The following is a 14,595-nucleotide window of genomic DNA, read 5'->3' on the forward strand; positions in this document are numbered from 1 at the left end:
ACCAGCCCTCACCCCAGCCCTCTCCCGGGGGGAGAGGGAGCCGACCGAGGTGTTTTGCGAGGTACATCGACCTGTGAGATCTAATCGACTATGGATTCGGTGACGCACTGTCAGGTCGATGTAAGGCTGAAGCATCCCCCGATCAGTCCCCTCTCCCTAAGGGAGAGGGTTAGGGTGAGGGGCTCTTGATCTTTGAGCTCATTTCCCAGGAGTGAGGGTCAGGCGGTTCTTCCCATAAACCCGGTCAAAGTTCTGCGGCTGCATCGGCAGGCCGATGTATTGCCCTTTCAGCCACGCATCGATGCCATTGAGGTAGTTCGGGCTGACCGGATTACCCGACTGCCCCGTACCGTTCTGCCCCATCAGCGGCTCGCTCTGGCCGAAGTCAACGATAAAGCGCATCGACGGCGCGCGCGTGGTCGCGAAGTCCTGACCCCAAGCGAACGCAGCGCTGTTCAGCGTCGTGTGATCGCCGCCGGCCGCCAGTGGCCCGCGAACGGTCTGGCCGCTGGCGTTGGTCCACACATAACTGTGCAGCTTGCCCCACTGCCAGGCTCTGTGATCGCTGCCCAACTGGCTATCGCCGGCACTGATCGCCGCCGCGAGACTGCGCGCGAGGATCACCGCTTTGTCTTCTTTCTGCGGTGTACGGATGTCGTCCCAGAACGGACTGTCTTCACGCCCCAGCAGATGATCGGCTTGCGCCGCGTAGGACAAGTCGCCATTGGAAATAAACGCTTTCCACGCCGGGCTGCTTTGCGGGCCGAGTTCGTCGAGGAAGATCTGCTTCATGCTTTCCTGCAAAAACAGTTCGTAGATCGCCGCGTCCGCCGAAGTCGGGCTGAGCTTGCCGTCGAACGCCATTAAGCGGCTGAAAGCCTCGCGGGCCTTGCTGCGATCAGCTTCCGGCAGGGCATCGATCGCCTGTTTCAGCGGTTGCTTCATGCCCGGGGCTTCGAAGACTTTCTTCAGCTTGGCGGCAAAGGTCGTCGTCTGGTCGTACTGCATGGCGATCACGCTGCGGCCGTCGTGCTTGCCGCTGCCGGCCAGTTCCGCCAGGCGTTCGCCGCGTTCCGGCGGCGCCCAGGAATTCGACAACTGCATGCCGTAACCGTGTGGGATCACGCGCTGGTTGGCGGTGCCGAGCCAGCCCTGCGCCGGATCCTGATCGTAGGGGTGCAGCATCGGGTCGGCGTAACCGTCCCAGTCGTAACGACCTTCCCAGCCCGGCGACGGCAGCAGGCCTTCGCCTTCACGGCGGTTGGGGAAACGTCCGGTGACCTGCCAGCCGATGTTGCTGGCATCGGCGAACACCAGATTCAGGGCGATGGCTCGGATCTCCCGGCTCGCGTCCGAGGCGCGCTCGACGTTCTGCGCGCGGCTCAGATCAAAGAACGCGTCGAGGGATTTGTCATCGGTGAAGCTTGGCGTCTGCAACGCCAAACCGAAGCCGTTACCTTGTGCGGCAGCCTGAGCGCTGTTGAGCAGCGCGCCGTGACGGGTTTCGTACACCGCTTCGCGAATCGGCCGCTGGCCTTTGACGAAATAGGTTTCGTTGCGCACGCTCAACGGCTGCCATTTGCCGTTGACCTCGTAGGTCAAGCTGCTGCCCTGACGACGGGTTTTTTCCAGGAACAGATCCTGGTTGTCGCCGAGCACACTGGTCATGCTCCACGCCACTTTGCCGTTGAAACCGCCCAGCACCATCGGCAGACCGGCAACGGTGACGCCGGCCGCCTGATACTTCGGCGCGCGGATCTGCACAAAGCTCCACAGCGACGGCGCGGCCAGCGGGCCATGACTGTCGCTGGCCAGAATGCTCTTGCCGCTGCGGCTGCGTTGCGGGGCAATCGCCCAGTTGTTTGAAGTCTGAGTGCCGAGCAGGTTCAGCGCTGACAGTTGCTGACTGGCGTTGCTCAATTCGCTCAGACCGGGGATCTGCCCGTTCAGCTTAAGGCCTTGCAGTTTGTCGGCTTCGGCCAGCGGCAGGTTTTCGTCGGGCGCGGACGGTGTCAGCCACGCCAGTTTGTCGCTGGTCACGGTTTGCGCCAGCACCAGGGAGGAAATTTCTTCCGGCAGGTTGGCCGACTGGCTGAAGTTCAGCAGGGCGAAAATCAGCGCCGAATCTTCCGGTTTCCAGTATTCCGGCTTGTAGCCGCTGGCAGCGAGATCACCCGGCAGCTTATCGGCGTAGCGGAACAGGTAGGCGTTGACGCCCCGTGCATACACTTCAAAGAAGCGCTTGAGCCGTGGCGACGAGGCCTTGTACAGCTCGCTGGCGCTTTTCTTCAGGTTGACGGCGCGCATGTAACGGTCGGCGTCGAGCATCGAGGCGCCGGACATTTCCGCCAGACGGCCCTGAGCCAACAGGCGCAGGGTGACCATCTGGTTGATGCGGTCGCTGGCGTGGACGTAACCGAGGGTAAACAGCGCATCGTGGAAGCTGTTGCTTTCGATCAGCGGCATGCCCATGGCATTGCGGCGTACCGAAACGTTCTGCGCCAGGCCCTTGAGCGGTTGCACGCCGGAGGTTGGCGGGAGGGTGTCCTGAGCGTTCCAGGTCTGGCAACCGGACAGGCTCAAGACACCGGCCACTGCTGCGGCAACGCCGAACCGGGGAAGAAAATGTGTAAGGGCTGGCGAGGCCATGGCAAAGCTCCTGCGGGGGTGTAGAGGCTGGGGGCGCAATAAAGCCGCTACGTTAGTGAGCAGGAGGAAGCCGCGCAAGCGGGGGCGGGGGTTATTTCAGGATTTGTCTGATAAACCGTTCACCTGAGGACAACACAAGACCTGTGGCGAGGGGATTTATCCCCCGTTGGGCTGCGCAGCAGCCCCAAAACCTGCAATCTTGGTGTGTCAGACACATCCTGGTAGCAGGAATCGGGGCCGCTTCGCATCCCAACGGGGCGGTGCGACGTTTCGCTAAATCCCCTCGCCACAAAAGCCCCTCACTCGGGATCAGGATTTGGGTGGATTGATCTTCTGCACCAGTGCATACGCCTTCGCCGTCGCGGGACGATCCTTGATGTGGTTGAACCAGCGCAGCACGTGCGGGAAGTCTTCAAGGTTCTGGCTTTGCCATTTGTGCGAGACGATCCACGGGTAGATGGCCATGTCGGCGATGCTGTACTCGCTGCCCGCAACAAATTCGTTATCGGCCAATTGCTTGTTCAGCACGCCGTAGAGGCGGGCGGTTTCGTCGATGTAGCGCTTGATCGCGTAGGGGATTTTCTCCGGTGCGAACTGGCTGAAGTGATGATTCTGCCCGGCCATCGGCCCCAATCCGCCCATTTGCCAGAACAACCATTGCAGCGCCGTTTGCCGACCACGCAGGTCTTTGGGCAGGAACTGGCCGGTCTTCTCCGCCAGATACAACAAAATGGCCCCGGATTCGAACAGCGACAGCGGCTCGCCACCATCGGCCGGCTGGTGATCGACGATGGCGGGGATGCGGTTGTTCGGGGCGATTTTCAGAAAGTGCGGCTGGAACTGCTCACCCTGGCTGATGTTGATCGGGTGCACCTTGTACGGCAGTCCGGCTTCTTCGAGAAACAGCGAGATCTTGTGGCCGTTGGGGGTGGTCCAGTAATACAGGTCGATCATGGAACGCTCCAAAACAGAAATTGGCTTACGTGCGGACAGCAAACGCCGGCGTCAGGTGATCCCGTGTGCGATCGATAGCTTGCCTGAGAGGTTGAGGTGATGCTGAACTGCGCAAAATTCAATGACCCTGCGTGAGAAAAATCGCCATGGAGCTTCGGGCCAACGCTGCACTGATCATCATCGACCAGCAAAAAGGCATCCTGCAGCCGCGTTTGGGGCGCCGCAACAATCCGCAGGCTGAAGAACAAATCCTCGATTTGTTGGGGCTTTGGCGGCGCAGCGGGCGGCCAGTCATCCACGTGCAGCATCTGTCCCGTGAGCCGGATTCTGTTTTTTGGCCCGAACAGGAAGGGGTGGAGTTTCAGCAGCGGTTTTTACCGCAGGACGGCGAGTGGCTGATTCAGAAGCAGGTGCCGGATGCGTTTTGTGCCACGGGCCTTGAAGCACGTTTGCACGAGGTGGGGATCGGGCAGTTGGTCATCGTCGGTGTGGCGACCAATAACTCGGTGGAGTCCACGGCACGCACGGCGGGCAATCTGGGGTTCGAGGCGTGGGTGGCGGAGGATGCGTGCTTTACCTTCGACAAGGCTGACTACTTCGGTACGTTGCGTACGGCTGAAGAGGTGCACGGGATGTCGCTGGGGAATCTGCACGGCGAATATGCGACGGTGGTCAGCACCGGGCGGATTCTGGCGGCAGGCTGAAAAACTTTAGGTGAATGGGCCGGCCCCTTCGCGAGCAAGCCCGCTCCCACATTTGACTGCATTCCGTCAGAAGGAATACGGTCGAAAGTGGGAGCGGGCTTGCTCGCGAAGACGATGTGTCAGGCGAAGAGATTCTTCGCCTGACACATCAAGCGCCGTGGCACTTCTTGAATTTCTTGCCGTTGCCGCATGGGCAAGGATCGTTGCGGCCGACGTCTTTCAGGGCGTTGCGCACCGGTTCCTGGTGGGCGTGGCCGCAGTTCGGGCCGTGAACGTGGCCATGGTCATGGTCGTGATGATGGTCGTGGTCGTGGTTGCAATCAGGGCCATGAACATGCGGTTGCTGGGTCATCGGGGTCACTCCTTAATCAAATCGGCGGGGATTATCACGCCATTGCGTTCCAGGTGCACGTAGTGAGCGATGAATAAACCGGTTTCCATTTCGCCCTGCAGTCGATAGGGAATCTGCTGATTGGGGTTTTTCAGCATTTTCACCACGTCCTTCACCTTGGGCCAGAGGTTGGTGCGGATCGGCACTTTGTAGGTTGAACTGCTTTTCGGCGCGACGGTGATCCAGTGTTCATGCTCTCCCTCGGCCAGCAGCATGTCGGCCAGATGCACGCGGTATTCCAGACCGCGCACGGTCAGGTCGCTGTCGTTGGGGTTGTCGATGCGAAAGTGCAGGATGAATTTCTGTTCGAGCAGTTTGGCCCGTACCACTTCGACTTTCACCAGGTGCACGGCGGGGTCGACGCTGTCTTCACTGAACCACGACGCGCAACCGCCGAGGTTCAGGATCAGCATCAGCGTAAAAAACCGGAATGTGCGCCATTGACTGAGCATCGAGTAAAACTCCCTTTGGCCCCAGTCTAGTCGTGGTCGAATCTAAGCGCTGAAATACCCCGCGCAGCACTTCTTGAACTTCTGCCCGCTGGCGCAGGGGCAGGCGTCGTTGCGGCCCGGCTTCAACTGCACCGTCGGGTCGATGAAGTACCAGCGACCGGCGTTCTGCACAAACGAGGAGCGTTCGCGGTGGCTGTGTTCGCCCTGATCGTCGTGCCAGCGCGCGGTGAAGGTGACGAAGGCGTGTTCCGGCTGGCCGCCGAAGACTTCCGAACTTTCGACATCGAGTCCGAGCCAGGTGCTTTGTGCGCTCCAGTTGCTGATCGACTGGCGATCCAGCCCCGCTTGCTGAGCGGGCAGGGTGGTCACCACCAGATAGTCGATCAGGCCCAGCACGTAGGCGCTGTAGCGCGAGCGCATCAAGGCCTCGGCGCAGGGCGCCGGGAGGCCTTCGTGATAGTGGCCGCAGCAGGCCTCCAGCAGATTGCCGCTGCCGCAGGGGCAAATGGCTGTACTCATTGCATTACCACCAATATTTCCCGAAGTTTTCCGGATTGGCCCAAAAACGTGAGTTGAGCCAGTCGGGGACTTGTTTGTAGTCAAGCAGATCGTAGGTGAACAGGGTCAGCACTTGATCGTCGCGCTGAAAGCGTTCGCTGGCCTGTAGCGCCAGCGAATAGAAATCGGTTTCCTGCCAGCCGCTGGCCGACAGATCCGCCAGCACCGCGATGCGGCTGGCGTTGAGATTGCGAATACCGCCCAACAGGTTCAGGCCGTCGCGTTTGGGCAAGTGCTCGAGGCAATCGACTACCAGCGCCAGATCAAAACGCCTTGCCGCCAGTTCCGCTGGCAAGACACCTGGCCCGGCGTGTGCCACGCAAGTGTCTGGATGCGCTTGCTTGAAAGCGCTCAGCGCGGGGAACTCACTGGCGCCGATCAGCAGCAGTCGCGCCGGGGCGTAGCGATCCAGCAAAGCGGCCAACGCCTGTTGCGGCGTGCGGGAAGAAATGGCGACGTTCATCGAAACTCCTCAATCTGAGCGCCAAGACTAGCGTGCCTGACTGCGTCGGCAAAGTGCCCTGTGACGCGGCTTTGCGGCAACGGCGGCGAAGTCCTGTGAACACGGTCGCAAACAGCAATGGCCTATTGCTGGCGGAGATTAAAACTCCGGTCTTTACTCCCTGAATCGGTTCTAAGCCGATCCCTCAGGAGAAAACCAGATGAGCATAGTTCGGACAGCATTACCTTTGATTCTGCTAACCAGTGTGTTGACTGGTTGTGCAGGTTTGCAGAAAACCGACTGGCCGACCTGTGCGGCCGTCGGGGGTGTCGTCGGTGCCGGTCTCGGCGCGACGGAGAGTTCGGCGTGGGCCGGTTACGGCGCATTGCTGGTCGGTGGTACGGCCGCCGCGTATTGCTGGGTACACGGTGATGGCGACGAAGATGGCGACGGCGTGCCGGACAGTCGCGACAAGTGCCCGGGCACTCCGAAAGGCGTGCAAGTCGATGCTGACGGTTGCCCTCCACCAACCCCTGCACCTGTGGTTGAAGAGGCTGTCGTGGTCAAGGAAGAAACCATCGTCATTCGCGATGTTCACTTCCAGTTCGATAAAGCCACACTGACCGGCCCTGACAAGCAAGTGCTCGACAAGGTCGCCACCCGCCTGAAACAGGAATCCTCCACTGCGCAACTGACCGTCACCGGTCATACCGACAGCGTGGGCAGCGATGCCTACAACAAAAAACTGTCGGACCGTCGTGCGCACTCGGTGGTGGAATACCTGATCCAGCAAGGTGTGCCACGCGCCAGCTTCGTTTCGGTGTCCGGTATGGGTGAAAGCCAGCCGGTGGCGGATAACAAAACCGCTGACGGTCGCGCGCAAAACCGTCGTACCGAAATCAAAATCGTCCGCTAGTCCTCTCGCATCCACGGCTTGTGCAGTCGCGGATGCGGGTCTTTACTCCTGTGTAACCGGTATGGGCCGGTGACACAGGAGCTTTCACAATGACTGTTTTCTCAAGGTCCGTCTTGCCGGTGCTGCTGCTAGGCAGCTTGCTCACCGGTTGCGCCACTCACAGCGATGGCACTGCACCCCTGAATCAACGTACGTGGCCGATCTGCAGCCTTATCGGAGGGCTGGTCGGTGGCGGTCTTGGCGCCATTGAAAGTGGCGGCTGGGCCGGTGGCGGCGCAGCGCTGGGGATTCTTACCGGCGGACTGATCTGTTATGCCCAGGACGGCGATGAAGACGGCGACGGCGTCTTTGACCGCCGCGACCGTTGCCCGGACACCCCGGCCAACACGCCGGTCGATCACCGCGGCTGTCCACTGCCGCAATATCCGGTCACCGAGAAAGTGCCAGAACCGGCCCCGCAAACTGAAGTCATCACGTTGAGCGATGCAGGCGACGTGCTGTTCGACTTCGACAAATCCGACCTGACGCCGGCCGCCAAAGCCCAGCTCGATACGCTGATGGACAAACTGCGCAATGCCGACGTAGTCAGCATCAAGGTGGTCGGTCACACCGATAGCAAAGGTTCGGATGCCTACAACCAGGCGCTGTCTGAACGCCGTGCCAGCAGTGTCGCGGCTTACTTGCTGAGTCAGGGGCTGGCGCCAAGCAAACTCACCAGCGAAGGCCGCGGCGAGAGCGAACCGGTCGCCGACAACGCCACCGACGAGGGACGTGCGAAGAACCGTCGCGTGGAGTTACACATCAACCGTTAGGACATGGCTGTAGTCCGCGGGCTAGAGCTGCCGGGCGATAATCATTGGCGCCCCGGCAGCCATCGGGCGGTCGAACAAAGATTTTTCATTTATCCCTCTGGCTTCTCCCCCACGGAAGCCGTTACTGTGCGCCCAAAGAATAATTCGCAACACGGGGGAGCGTATGAAAGTGTTCTGGGGGCTGGGGCGGTTATTGACCCTGCTGTTCTGCTGCGTGGTGCTGGCCAATCAACTGGTGCCGTTCGTACATCCGTTGCACCTGCTGGTCAATCTGGCCGGTGCGCTGCTGTTGCTGCTTCACGTACTCGAAGTGCTGCTGTGCAATCGCAGCCTCAAAGGTCGCCCGCATCCCTGGCGTGACCGTGCCCGCATCCTGTTGTTCGGCGTCTTCCACCTGCAATCCATCCCGGCCCCGGCCGCTCCGGAGGCTTCTTCTCATGCGTAAACTGTGTCTGCTCGCTGCTTTTATCAGCCCTTTGGCCTGTGCCCAGGTGGTCAGTGTCGAAACCAATTCCCTGATGCGCCTGCCCAACACGGCCAGCACTTTGCAGCTGGAGAAGCTTGAAGTGGCCGATTACGGCACCTTGCTGATTCCTGCCAACGTGACCGAGTTGACCGTGGGCGAATTGCGCCTTGGCCATGAAGCGCGCATTGCGATTGTTCCGGCCGAACAGGCGCTGGAGCTGAAAGTGGCGCGCGCCGAACTGAGTGAGGGCAGCCAGATCACCGCACGTGGTGCGCCGGGGACTTTTGAAAAAGCCGCCCGCGCCGGGCGCAATCTGAATCTGCAATTCAAGACGTTGAACGCGCCGAAGTTGTCCGTTGATGCCCGTGGCGGTACCGGTGCACCGGGTTTTGTCGGGCTGGACGGTGGCAACGGTGAAGACCCGGGCTGCACCTATGGCTCGGCCGGTCACGGCTTTGACGGCAGCAACGGCACCGATGGGCAACCGGGCGCACCGGGTGCGCTGGTACGCATCGAAGTGCCGCGCGAATTCCCGGCAGAGTCGATTAAAGTCAATGTCGCTGGCGGTGCCGGTGGCCCAGCGGGTGTGGGCGGCAAGGCCGGTAAGGGCGGCAAGTCCAAGGGTTGCCTGATCTATCGCGCCGACGGTGGCAAAAATGGCAAGGCCGGGGCAGACGGTCAGCCAGGGCCGGTGGGAGCGGCGGGTGCGGTGACCGTGCAACGTCTCTAAAGAACAACACGACTCAACTGTGGCGAGGGGATTTATCCCCGTTGGGTCGCGAAGCGGCCCCGCTCTTGATCGTTCCCTCACAGAGCGTGGGAACGATCAGTCACAGTGTTCACAGCTCGAAAACCTATACGGCTCAGAACATCGGCCGCGCCGCCGCAATCGCCACCAGCACCAGCCCGACAATCAGGTTAATCCCCACCACCCGGCGAATCCGCCCGAGCACAGCCGCACCCGCCGGCCAGTCTTTCGCTTCAACCGCTTTGCGCAACTCGGGCAGCATCAACCCCTGAATACGGATAAACAGCGCCGTCATCACCACGTACAACCCCATCATCACCTGCACATACTTGGGCGCAGTCTCGAAACCGATGTGCTGCAGATGAAGCATGCCCACGCCACTGATCGGCAACACAATCACGGCGACCCAGACCCAGCGGAAAAAACCTTGAAACACTTCCACCCACAGCGTCAGCCGGGCAGGGCCGTCCAGAGCCTTCACAGCCGCCGGGCGCAAGACCATCCAGGCGAAAAACATGCCGCCGACCCACACGAGGGCGGCGAGGACATGCAGGGGATAAACGAGGCTAAAAGGTGTCATTGGGGCACTCCGTTCTGCGCGGGATTAATTAGCGGGGTATGATAGCCGCCATCCGAAACCACTGAAAATTTATCCAGCGTTTTTTGCGCCCGACAATCCATGATCAGCACTGAACTCAAAACCACGATCCAGGGCGCCTACTCGCGTTTTCTAGAGGCCAAGAACCTCAAGCCGCGTTACGGCCAGCGCCTGATGATCGCTGAAATCGCCAAAGTCCTCGGAGATATCGACACCGACGACGAAGGCCGGCGCAGTGGCGACCCCGCGATTGTCGCGGTGGAAGCCGGCACCGGTACCGGCAAGACCGTGGCCTACAGCCTGGCGGCGATTCCGACGGCGAAACTGGCGGGCAAACGTCTGGTGATCGCCACTGCGACCGTCGCGCTGCAAGAGCAGATCGTCTACAAGGATTTGCCTGACCTGATGCGCAACAGCGGGCTGAACTTCAGCTTCGCCCTGGCCAAGGGCCGTGGCCGCTACATGTGCCTGTCCAAACTCGACATGCTCTTGCAGGAAGGCCACGCGCAAACCGCCACCGCGCAACTGTTCGAAGAAGAAGGCTTCAAGATCGAGGTCGATGAGGCCAGTCAGAAGCTGTTCACCAGCATGATCGAAAAGCTTGCCGGGAATAAATGGGACGGCGACCGCGACAGCTGGCCCAACGCGCTGGAAGACGCCGACTGGGCGCGCCTGACCACCGATCACAGCCAGTGCACCAACCGTCATTGCCCGAATTTCGGCCAGTGCGCCTTCTACAAGGCCCGCGAAGGCATGGGCAAGGTTGATGTGATCGTCACCAATCACGACATGGTGCTGGCCGACCTGGCGCTGGGTGGCGGCGCGGTTCTGCCCGATCCGCGCGACACCATTTATGTCTTCGACGAAGGCCATCACCTGCCCGACAAGGCGATCGGCCATTTTGCTCATTACACGCGCCTGCGTTCCACCGCCGACTGGCTGGAAACCACCGCCAAGAACCTCACCAAACTGCTGGCCCAGCATCCGTTGCCGGGCGATCTCGGCAAGTTGATCGAGCAAGTGCCGGAGCTGGCGCGGGAGATCAAGACCCAGCAACAGTTCATGTTTACGGCTTGCGAGCAGATCGCCGATTTCAAACCCGGGGAAGACGTCGAAGGTCGCGAGCGACCGCGCCATCGTTTCGTCGGCGGGGTGATTCCCGAGCACATGCGCGAAATGGGTATCGAGCTGAAAAAGGGCTATTCGCGCCTCAATGACCTATTCACCCGCCTCACCGACCTGCTCAAGGAAGGCATGGATGGCGAGGTCAATATCGGCATCGCCAGCAATCAGGCGGAAGAGTGGTATCCGCTGTTCGGCAGCCTGTTGTCCCGTGCTTCCGGCAACTGGGAATTGTGGACGGCGTTCACCGCCGAAGACCCGGAAGACAGCCCGCCGATGGCGCGTTGGCTGACCCTGGCCGAAAGCGGCTCGCTGTTCGACATCGAGGTCAACGCCAGTCCGATCCTCGCCGCCGAAACCTTGCGCCGCAGCCTGTGGAACGTTGCGTACGGCTGCCTCGTGACCTCGGCAACCCTGACGGCGCTGGGCACGTTCGACCGTTTCCGCATGCGCGCCGGCCTGCCGAAAAAAGCCGTCACCGCCGTGGTGCCGAGCCCGTTCCACCATGCCGACGCTGGCGTGTTGCGGGTGCCGGATCTGAAGGCCGACCCGCGTGATGCCGCTGCTCACACTGCGGCAATCATCCGTGAGTTGCCGGATCTGGTCGAAGGTTCGCGCGGCACGCTGGTGCTGTTCTCTTCGCGCAAACAGATGCAGGACGTGTTCGACGGCCTCGACCGCGACTGGCGCAAACAAGTGTTCATTCAAGGCAACCTGTCGAAGCAGGAAACCCTGAACAAGCACAAGGCGCGGGTCGATGGCGGTGATTCCAGCGTGTTGTTCGGCCTCGCCAGTTTTGCTGAAGGCGTTGACTTGCCGGGTGCGTACTGCGAGCACGTGGTGATCGCCAAGATCCCGTTTTCGGTGCCGGATGATCCGGTCGAGGCCGCATTGTCCGAATGGATCGAAGCCCGTGGCGGCAATCCGTTCATGGAAATCTCGGTGCCCGACGCCTCGCTGAAACTGGTTCAGGCCTGTGGCCGCCTGCTGCGTACCGAAGAAGATCGCGGCACCATCACCTTGCTCGACCGGCGTCTGGTGACCCAGCGCTACGGCAAGGCGATCCTCAATGCGTTGCCTCCATTCCGTCGTGAAATATCCTGAGACATCGGTGGGCAGTTTTGCCCGCCGCGCTGTCTATCTCTCTGCCATGCTTTTCCATTGGCCTTTGTTGGTCGTTAGGGAGAACTCCGTTCTTATGATCCGCCGTTCGTTGCCTGCCGTATTTGCCTTGATCTTTGCCGCCCCGTTGCTGGCGGCGCCTGCTGGCCAGCAGACGTTGTTCAACTTTGTCCGCCCCGCTGACGTGGTGAAAATCGCCACGGAAAACGCCGACCTGCCGCAAGCCAATGCCGAACAGACCCCGGAAGGCGAAGTGTTGCGTCGGGTGACGTTCAACCCGGTGACCCGCCCGACTTTGCGCCTGACCCCGCAAACCGGCGCTTGGGACTGGTCGCAGTCGGGCATGATGAGCCTGCGCATTCAGAGCGCGATGAACTGGGCCGTGACGGTTTACGTGCAGATCCAGAGCAACAACGGCCAGACGTTGACTAGCCGTGTCGACCTGCCGGCCGGCCCGGCGCAAACCCTATTGGTGCCATTGGTGGCGACCGCGCCCTTGAGTCAGGGCATGAAAGCCGGGCCGCCGATGCCGATGACCATCGATGGCCAACGAATTCTTTTGGCCAGCAGCGCCGGTGAACTGGATCGCAGCCAGGTGGTGTCGGTGAGCCTGTCGATGGATCAGCCGAAAGTCGCTCAGAGTTTGCTGCTTGAGCGCTTCGGCGTGCAGGACGGCGAAGCGGTGACGCAAGCGGTGTACGGCAATCTGGTCGACGCTTACGGTCAATCGACCCGCAGCAAGTGGCCGGAAAAAATCAGCAATGACGAACAACTCAAATCCGCCGCCGCCAAGGAGCAGCAACAGCTGAAAACCTGGCTGGCCGAGCGCGAGAAGTCCTCGCTGGACACGTTCGGTGGCTGGAACAAAGGCCCGGCGTTCAAGGCCAGTGGCTTCTTCCGCACGGAAAAGCGCGACGGTCGCTGGTATTTGGTGACACCGCAAGGGCATCCGTTCTACTCCCTTGGCGTCAATACCGTCAGCCCCGAGGTCAACCAGACCTATGTGGCGGGTCGCGAATACATGTTCGAATCCTTGCCGAAAACCGGTGATCCTCTCGCCATCCACTTCGGTGAAGGCGACAACCGGGGCGGCAACGGTGCCGATCAGGGCCGGGGTTATGGCAACGGGCGCTGGTACGATTTCTACGGCGCCAACCTGCAACGGTTGAATGGCGATCCTTGCAAAGACCGCAGCGACAGCAAGTCCGGCGTAGCAGAAGCGGCGAAGTCCGAAGCGGCTGAAACCGCCGCCGTCAATGCGACGGATCCGGCTACTGCGCCGGCCGAGTCGAAATCCGGCGTTGCTGAAGCCGCCAGGACTGGCGCGGTGCAAGAGACCAACGAAAAAGTCGCCGCGCCGTGCAAGGCGACCCTCGATGAGCAGCAGTGGGCCAGCCACACGCTGGATCGCCTGCAAGCCTGGGGTTTCAATACTGTCGGCAACTGGAGTGCCGATGCGCTGGCCGACGCCGATCGCGTGCCGTACACCTTGCCGCTGTCGATCGTCGGCGATTACACCAGCATCAGCACCGGTAGCGACTGGTGGGGCGGCATGCCGGATCCGTTCGATCCGCGTTTTGCCATGGCCACCGAACGCGCCGTGGCCATTGCCGCACGCGACCACCGCGACGATCCGTGGCTGATCGGTTATTTCGCCGACAACGAACTGGCCTGGGCCGGCCCCGGCGACGATCCGAAGTCGCGTTATGCGCTGGCCTACGGCACCTTGAAAATGACTACCGACGTGCCGGCCAAACGCGCGTTCCTCAAGCAGTTGCGCGACAAATATCGCAATCAGGCGGGGCTGTCGAAGGCGTGGGGCATTGATCTGCCGGCGTGGGAATTGATGGAAGATCCGGGCTTCGTGCCGCCATTGCCGAACCCCGAGCACCCGGAAATCGAAGCCGACTTCAAATACTTTCAGAAGGTGTTTGCCGACACCTACTTCAAGACCATTTCCGACTCGCTGAAATGGCACGCACCGAACCAGTTGCTGCTCGGCGGTCGCTTCGCCATCAGCACGCCGGAAGCCGTGGCGTCCTGCGCGCAGTATTGCGATGTGCTGAGTTTCAACATGTACACGCTGAAACCCCAGGACGGTTATGACTTTGCTGCGTTGAACGCGCTGGACAAACCGGTGCTGATCACCGAGTTTAACTTCGGGTCCACCGACCGTGGCCCGTTCTGGGGTGGCGTGACGCAGTTGGCCAGGGAAGAAGATCGCGGCGCGGCCTACGCCAACTTCCTCAAACAGGCGTTGAGCGAGCCGTCGATTGTCGGCGTGCACTGGTTCCAGTATCTGGATCAACCGGTGACCGGCCGTCTGCTGGATGGGGAGAACGGGCATTTCGGTCTGGTCGGCGTCACTGATCTGCCGTATCAGGGTTTTGTCGAGGCGGTGCGCAAGAGCAATCTGCAGGCCATTGATCAGCTCGGCAAAGAGGCTGAGAAAGCGGCCGCCGCAGCCGGGCATGAGGCTGAAGGCGGGCGCAAGGGCGAGGCTGGCAAGGGGCCGGGTGCCGGGCATGCGGGTGGGCATTCGGGCAATGGTCATTAAGATTTAGACCGCGTCATCGTTCTTCGCGAGCAAGCCACCTCCCACAGTGGATCTGTGTATCACTGAAGATCTCCTGTGGGAGCGGGCTTGCTCGCGAAGGCGTC

General features: G+C 61.0%; 14 protein-coding genes. 7 read left to right on the top strand and 7 right to left on the bottom strand.

Annotated elements, in window-relative coordinates; genetic code table 11:
* Positions 1 to 198 precede the first annotated feature (198 nt).
* Both F2P67_RS13305 and F2P67_RS13310 read right to left on the bottom strand, forming a co-directional pair.
* On the bottom strand, positions 199 to 2,649 hold the full coding sequence (locus F2P67_RS13305; RefSeq protein ID WP_166220921.1) for a penicillin acylase family protein: 2,451 nt from the start codon (positions 2,647 to 2,649) through the stop codon (positions 199 to 201).
* 309 nt (positions 2,650 to 2,958) lie between these two features.
* The gene (locus F2P67_RS13310; protein ID WP_166220922.1) at positions 2,959 to 3,603 is read right to left on the bottom strand and encodes a glutathione binding-like protein; all 645 of its coding nucleotides are present in this window, start codon (positions 3,601 to 3,603) and stop codon (positions 2,959 to 2,961) included.
* A 146-nt stretch (positions 3,604 to 3,749) separates the two neighbouring features.
* On the opposite strand from F2P67_RS13310, the gene F2P67_RS13315 reads away from it, so the two are divergent.
* Positions 3,750 to 4,307, top strand: a complete 558-nt coding sequence (locus F2P67_RS13315) for a cysteine hydrolase family protein (RefSeq protein ID WP_166220923.1) — start codon at positions 3,750 to 3,752, stop codon at positions 4,305 to 4,307.
* A gap of 148 nt (positions 4,308 to 4,455) precedes the next feature.
* Here F2P67_RS13315 and F2P67_RS13320 read toward each other — a convergent pair whose 3' ends face one another.
* The 4 genes from F2P67_RS13320 to F2P67_RS13335 are packed head-to-tail and all read right to left on the bottom strand — an operon-like array spanning position 4,456 to position 6,171.
* Positions 4,456 to 4,659, bottom strand: coding sequence for an SEC-C metal-binding domain-containing protein (locus F2P67_RS13320; protein WP_003198420.1), 204 nt, complete (start codon positions 4,657 to 4,659; stop codon positions 4,456 to 4,458).
* Between the two features lie 5 nt (positions 4,660 to 4,664).
* Complete coding sequence (locus tag F2P67_RS13325) at positions 4,665 to 5,150, bottom strand: LEA/WHy family protein (RefSeq protein WP_166220924.1); 486 nt, start codon at positions 5,148 to 5,150, stop codon at positions 4,665 to 4,667.
* Between the two features lie 42 nt (positions 5,151 to 5,192).
* Positions 5,193 to 5,669: a YchJ family protein gene (locus tag F2P67_RS13330; RefSeq protein WP_166220925.1), complete on the bottom strand. Its 477-nt coding sequence runs from the start codon at positions 5,667 to 5,669 to the stop codon at positions 5,193 to 5,195.
* A gap of 4 nt (positions 5,670 to 5,673) precedes the next feature.
* Positions 5,674 to 6,171, bottom strand: coding sequence for a DUF6231 family protein (locus tag F2P67_RS13335; RefSeq protein ID WP_166220926.1), 498 nt, complete (start codon positions 6,169 to 6,171; stop codon positions 5,674 to 5,676).
* A gap of 199 nt (positions 6,172 to 6,370) precedes the next feature.
* Between F2P67_RS13335 and F2P67_RS13340 the strand changes: the two genes are divergently transcribed.
* From F2P67_RS13340 to F2P67_RS13355, 4 genes are all read left to right on the top strand, one after another.
* Entirely contained in the window at positions 6,371 to 7,066 is a 696-nt protein-coding gene (locus tag F2P67_RS13340) for a PA1041 family peptidoglycan-binding anchor lipoprotein (protein ID WP_166220927.1), read from the top strand.
* Between the two features lie 89 nt (positions 7,067 to 7,155).
* The gene (locus F2P67_RS13345) at positions 7,156 to 7,878 is read left to right on the top strand and encodes a PA1041 family peptidoglycan-binding anchor lipoprotein (protein WP_166220928.1); all 723 of its coding nucleotides are present in this window, start codon (positions 7,156 to 7,158) and stop codon (positions 7,876 to 7,878) included.
* 163 nt (positions 7,879 to 8,041) lie between these two features.
* Positions 8,042 to 8,323 (top strand): DUF1145 domain-containing protein, encoded by a 282-nt coding sequence (locus tag F2P67_RS13350; RefSeq protein WP_166220929.1) that lies wholly within the window; start codon positions 8,042 to 8,044, stop codon positions 8,321 to 8,323.
* Positions 8,316 to 9,074 carry a collagen-like protein gene (locus F2P67_RS13355; protein ID WP_166220930.1) on the top strand — a complete coding sequence of 253 codons (759 nt, stop codon included), beginning with the start codon at positions 8,316 to 8,318 and terminating at the stop codon, positions 9,072 to 9,074. The genes F2P67_RS13350 and F2P67_RS13355 overlap by 8 nt, the downstream gene beginning before the upstream one ends.
* Before the next feature lie 133 nt (positions 9,075 to 9,207).
* Here F2P67_RS13355 and F2P67_RS13360 read toward each other — a convergent pair whose 3' ends face one another.
* Positions 9,208 to 9,672 (bottom strand): CopD family protein, encoded by a 465-nt coding sequence (locus F2P67_RS13360; protein ID WP_166220931.1) that lies wholly within the window; start codon positions 9,670 to 9,672, stop codon positions 9,208 to 9,210.
* A gap of 99 nt (positions 9,673 to 9,771) precedes the next feature.
* On the opposite strand from F2P67_RS13360, the gene dinG reads away from it, so the two are divergent.
* Entirely contained in the window at positions 9,772 to 11,916 is a 2,145-nt protein-coding gene (gene dinG / locus F2P67_RS13365; protein ID WP_166220932.1) for an ATP-dependent DNA helicase DinG, read from the top strand.
* Positions 11,917 to 12,010: 94 nt separating this feature from the next.
* Positions 12,011 to 14,491, top strand: a complete 2,481-nt coding sequence (locus tag F2P67_RS13370) for a beta-galactosidase (protein ID WP_166220933.1) — start codon at positions 12,011 to 12,013, stop codon at positions 14,489 to 14,491.
* The last annotated feature ends 104 nt before the right edge of the window (positions 14,492 to 14,595 follow it).

Source organism: Pseudomonas atagonensis (genome assembly GCF_011369485.1).
GTDB lineage: Bacteria > Pseudomonadota > Gammaproteobacteria > Pseudomonadales > Pseudomonadaceae > Aquipseudomonas > Aquipseudomonas atagonensis.

Excerpts from the sequence above, each read along its gene's own strand:
- F2P67_RS13305 (WP_166220921.1), bottom strand. The coding sequence starts at position 2,649 with ATGGCCTCGCCAGCCCTTACACATTTTCTTCCCCGGTTCGGCGTTGCC.
- F2P67_RS13310 (WP_166220922.1), bottom strand. The coding sequence starts at position 3,603 with ATGATCGACCTGTATTACTGGACCACCCCCAACGGCCACAAGATCTCG.
- F2P67_RS13315 (WP_166220923.1), top strand. The coding sequence starts at position 3,750 with ATGGAGCTTCGGGCCAACGCTGCACTGATCATCATCGACCAGCAAAAA.
- F2P67_RS13320 (WP_003198420.1), bottom strand. The coding sequence starts at position 4,659 with ATGACCCAGCAACCGCATGTTCATGGCCCTGATTGCAACCACGACCAC.
- F2P67_RS13325 (WP_166220924.1), bottom strand. The coding sequence starts at position 5,150 with ATGCTCAGTCAATGGCGCACATTCCGGTTTTTTACGCTGATGCTGATC.
- F2P67_RS13330 (WP_166220925.1), bottom strand. The coding sequence starts at position 5,669 with ATGAGTACAGCCATTTGCCCCTGCGGCAGCGGCAATCTGCTGGAGGCC.
- F2P67_RS13335 (WP_166220926.1), bottom strand. The coding sequence starts at position 6,171 with ATGAACGTCGCCATTTCTTCCCGCACGCCGCAACAGGCGTTGGCCGCT.
- F2P67_RS13340 (WP_166220927.1), top strand. The coding sequence starts at position 6,371 with ATGAGCATAGTTCGGACAGCATTACCTTTGATTCTGCTAACCAGTGTG.
- F2P67_RS13345 (WP_166220928.1), top strand. The coding sequence starts at position 7,156 with ATGACTGTTTTCTCAAGGTCCGTCTTGCCGGTGCTGCTGCTAGGCAGC.
- F2P67_RS13350 (WP_166220929.1), top strand. The coding sequence starts at position 8,042 with ATGAAAGTGTTCTGGGGGCTGGGGCGGTTATTGACCCTGCTGTTCTGC.
- F2P67_RS13355 (WP_166220930.1), top strand. The coding sequence starts at position 8,316 with ATGCGTAAACTGTGTCTGCTCGCTGCTTTTATCAGCCCTTTGGCCTGT.
- F2P67_RS13360 (WP_166220931.1), bottom strand. The coding sequence starts at position 9,672 with ATGACACCTTTTAGCCTCGTTTATCCCCTGCATGTCCTCGCCGCCCTC.
- dinG (WP_166220932.1), top strand. The coding sequence starts at position 9,772 with ATGATCAGCACTGAACTCAAAACCACGATCCAGGGCGCCTACTCGCGT.
- F2P67_RS13370 (WP_166220933.1), top strand. The coding sequence starts at position 12,011 with ATGATCCGCCGTTCGTTGCCTGCCGTATTTGCCTTGATCTTTGCCGCC.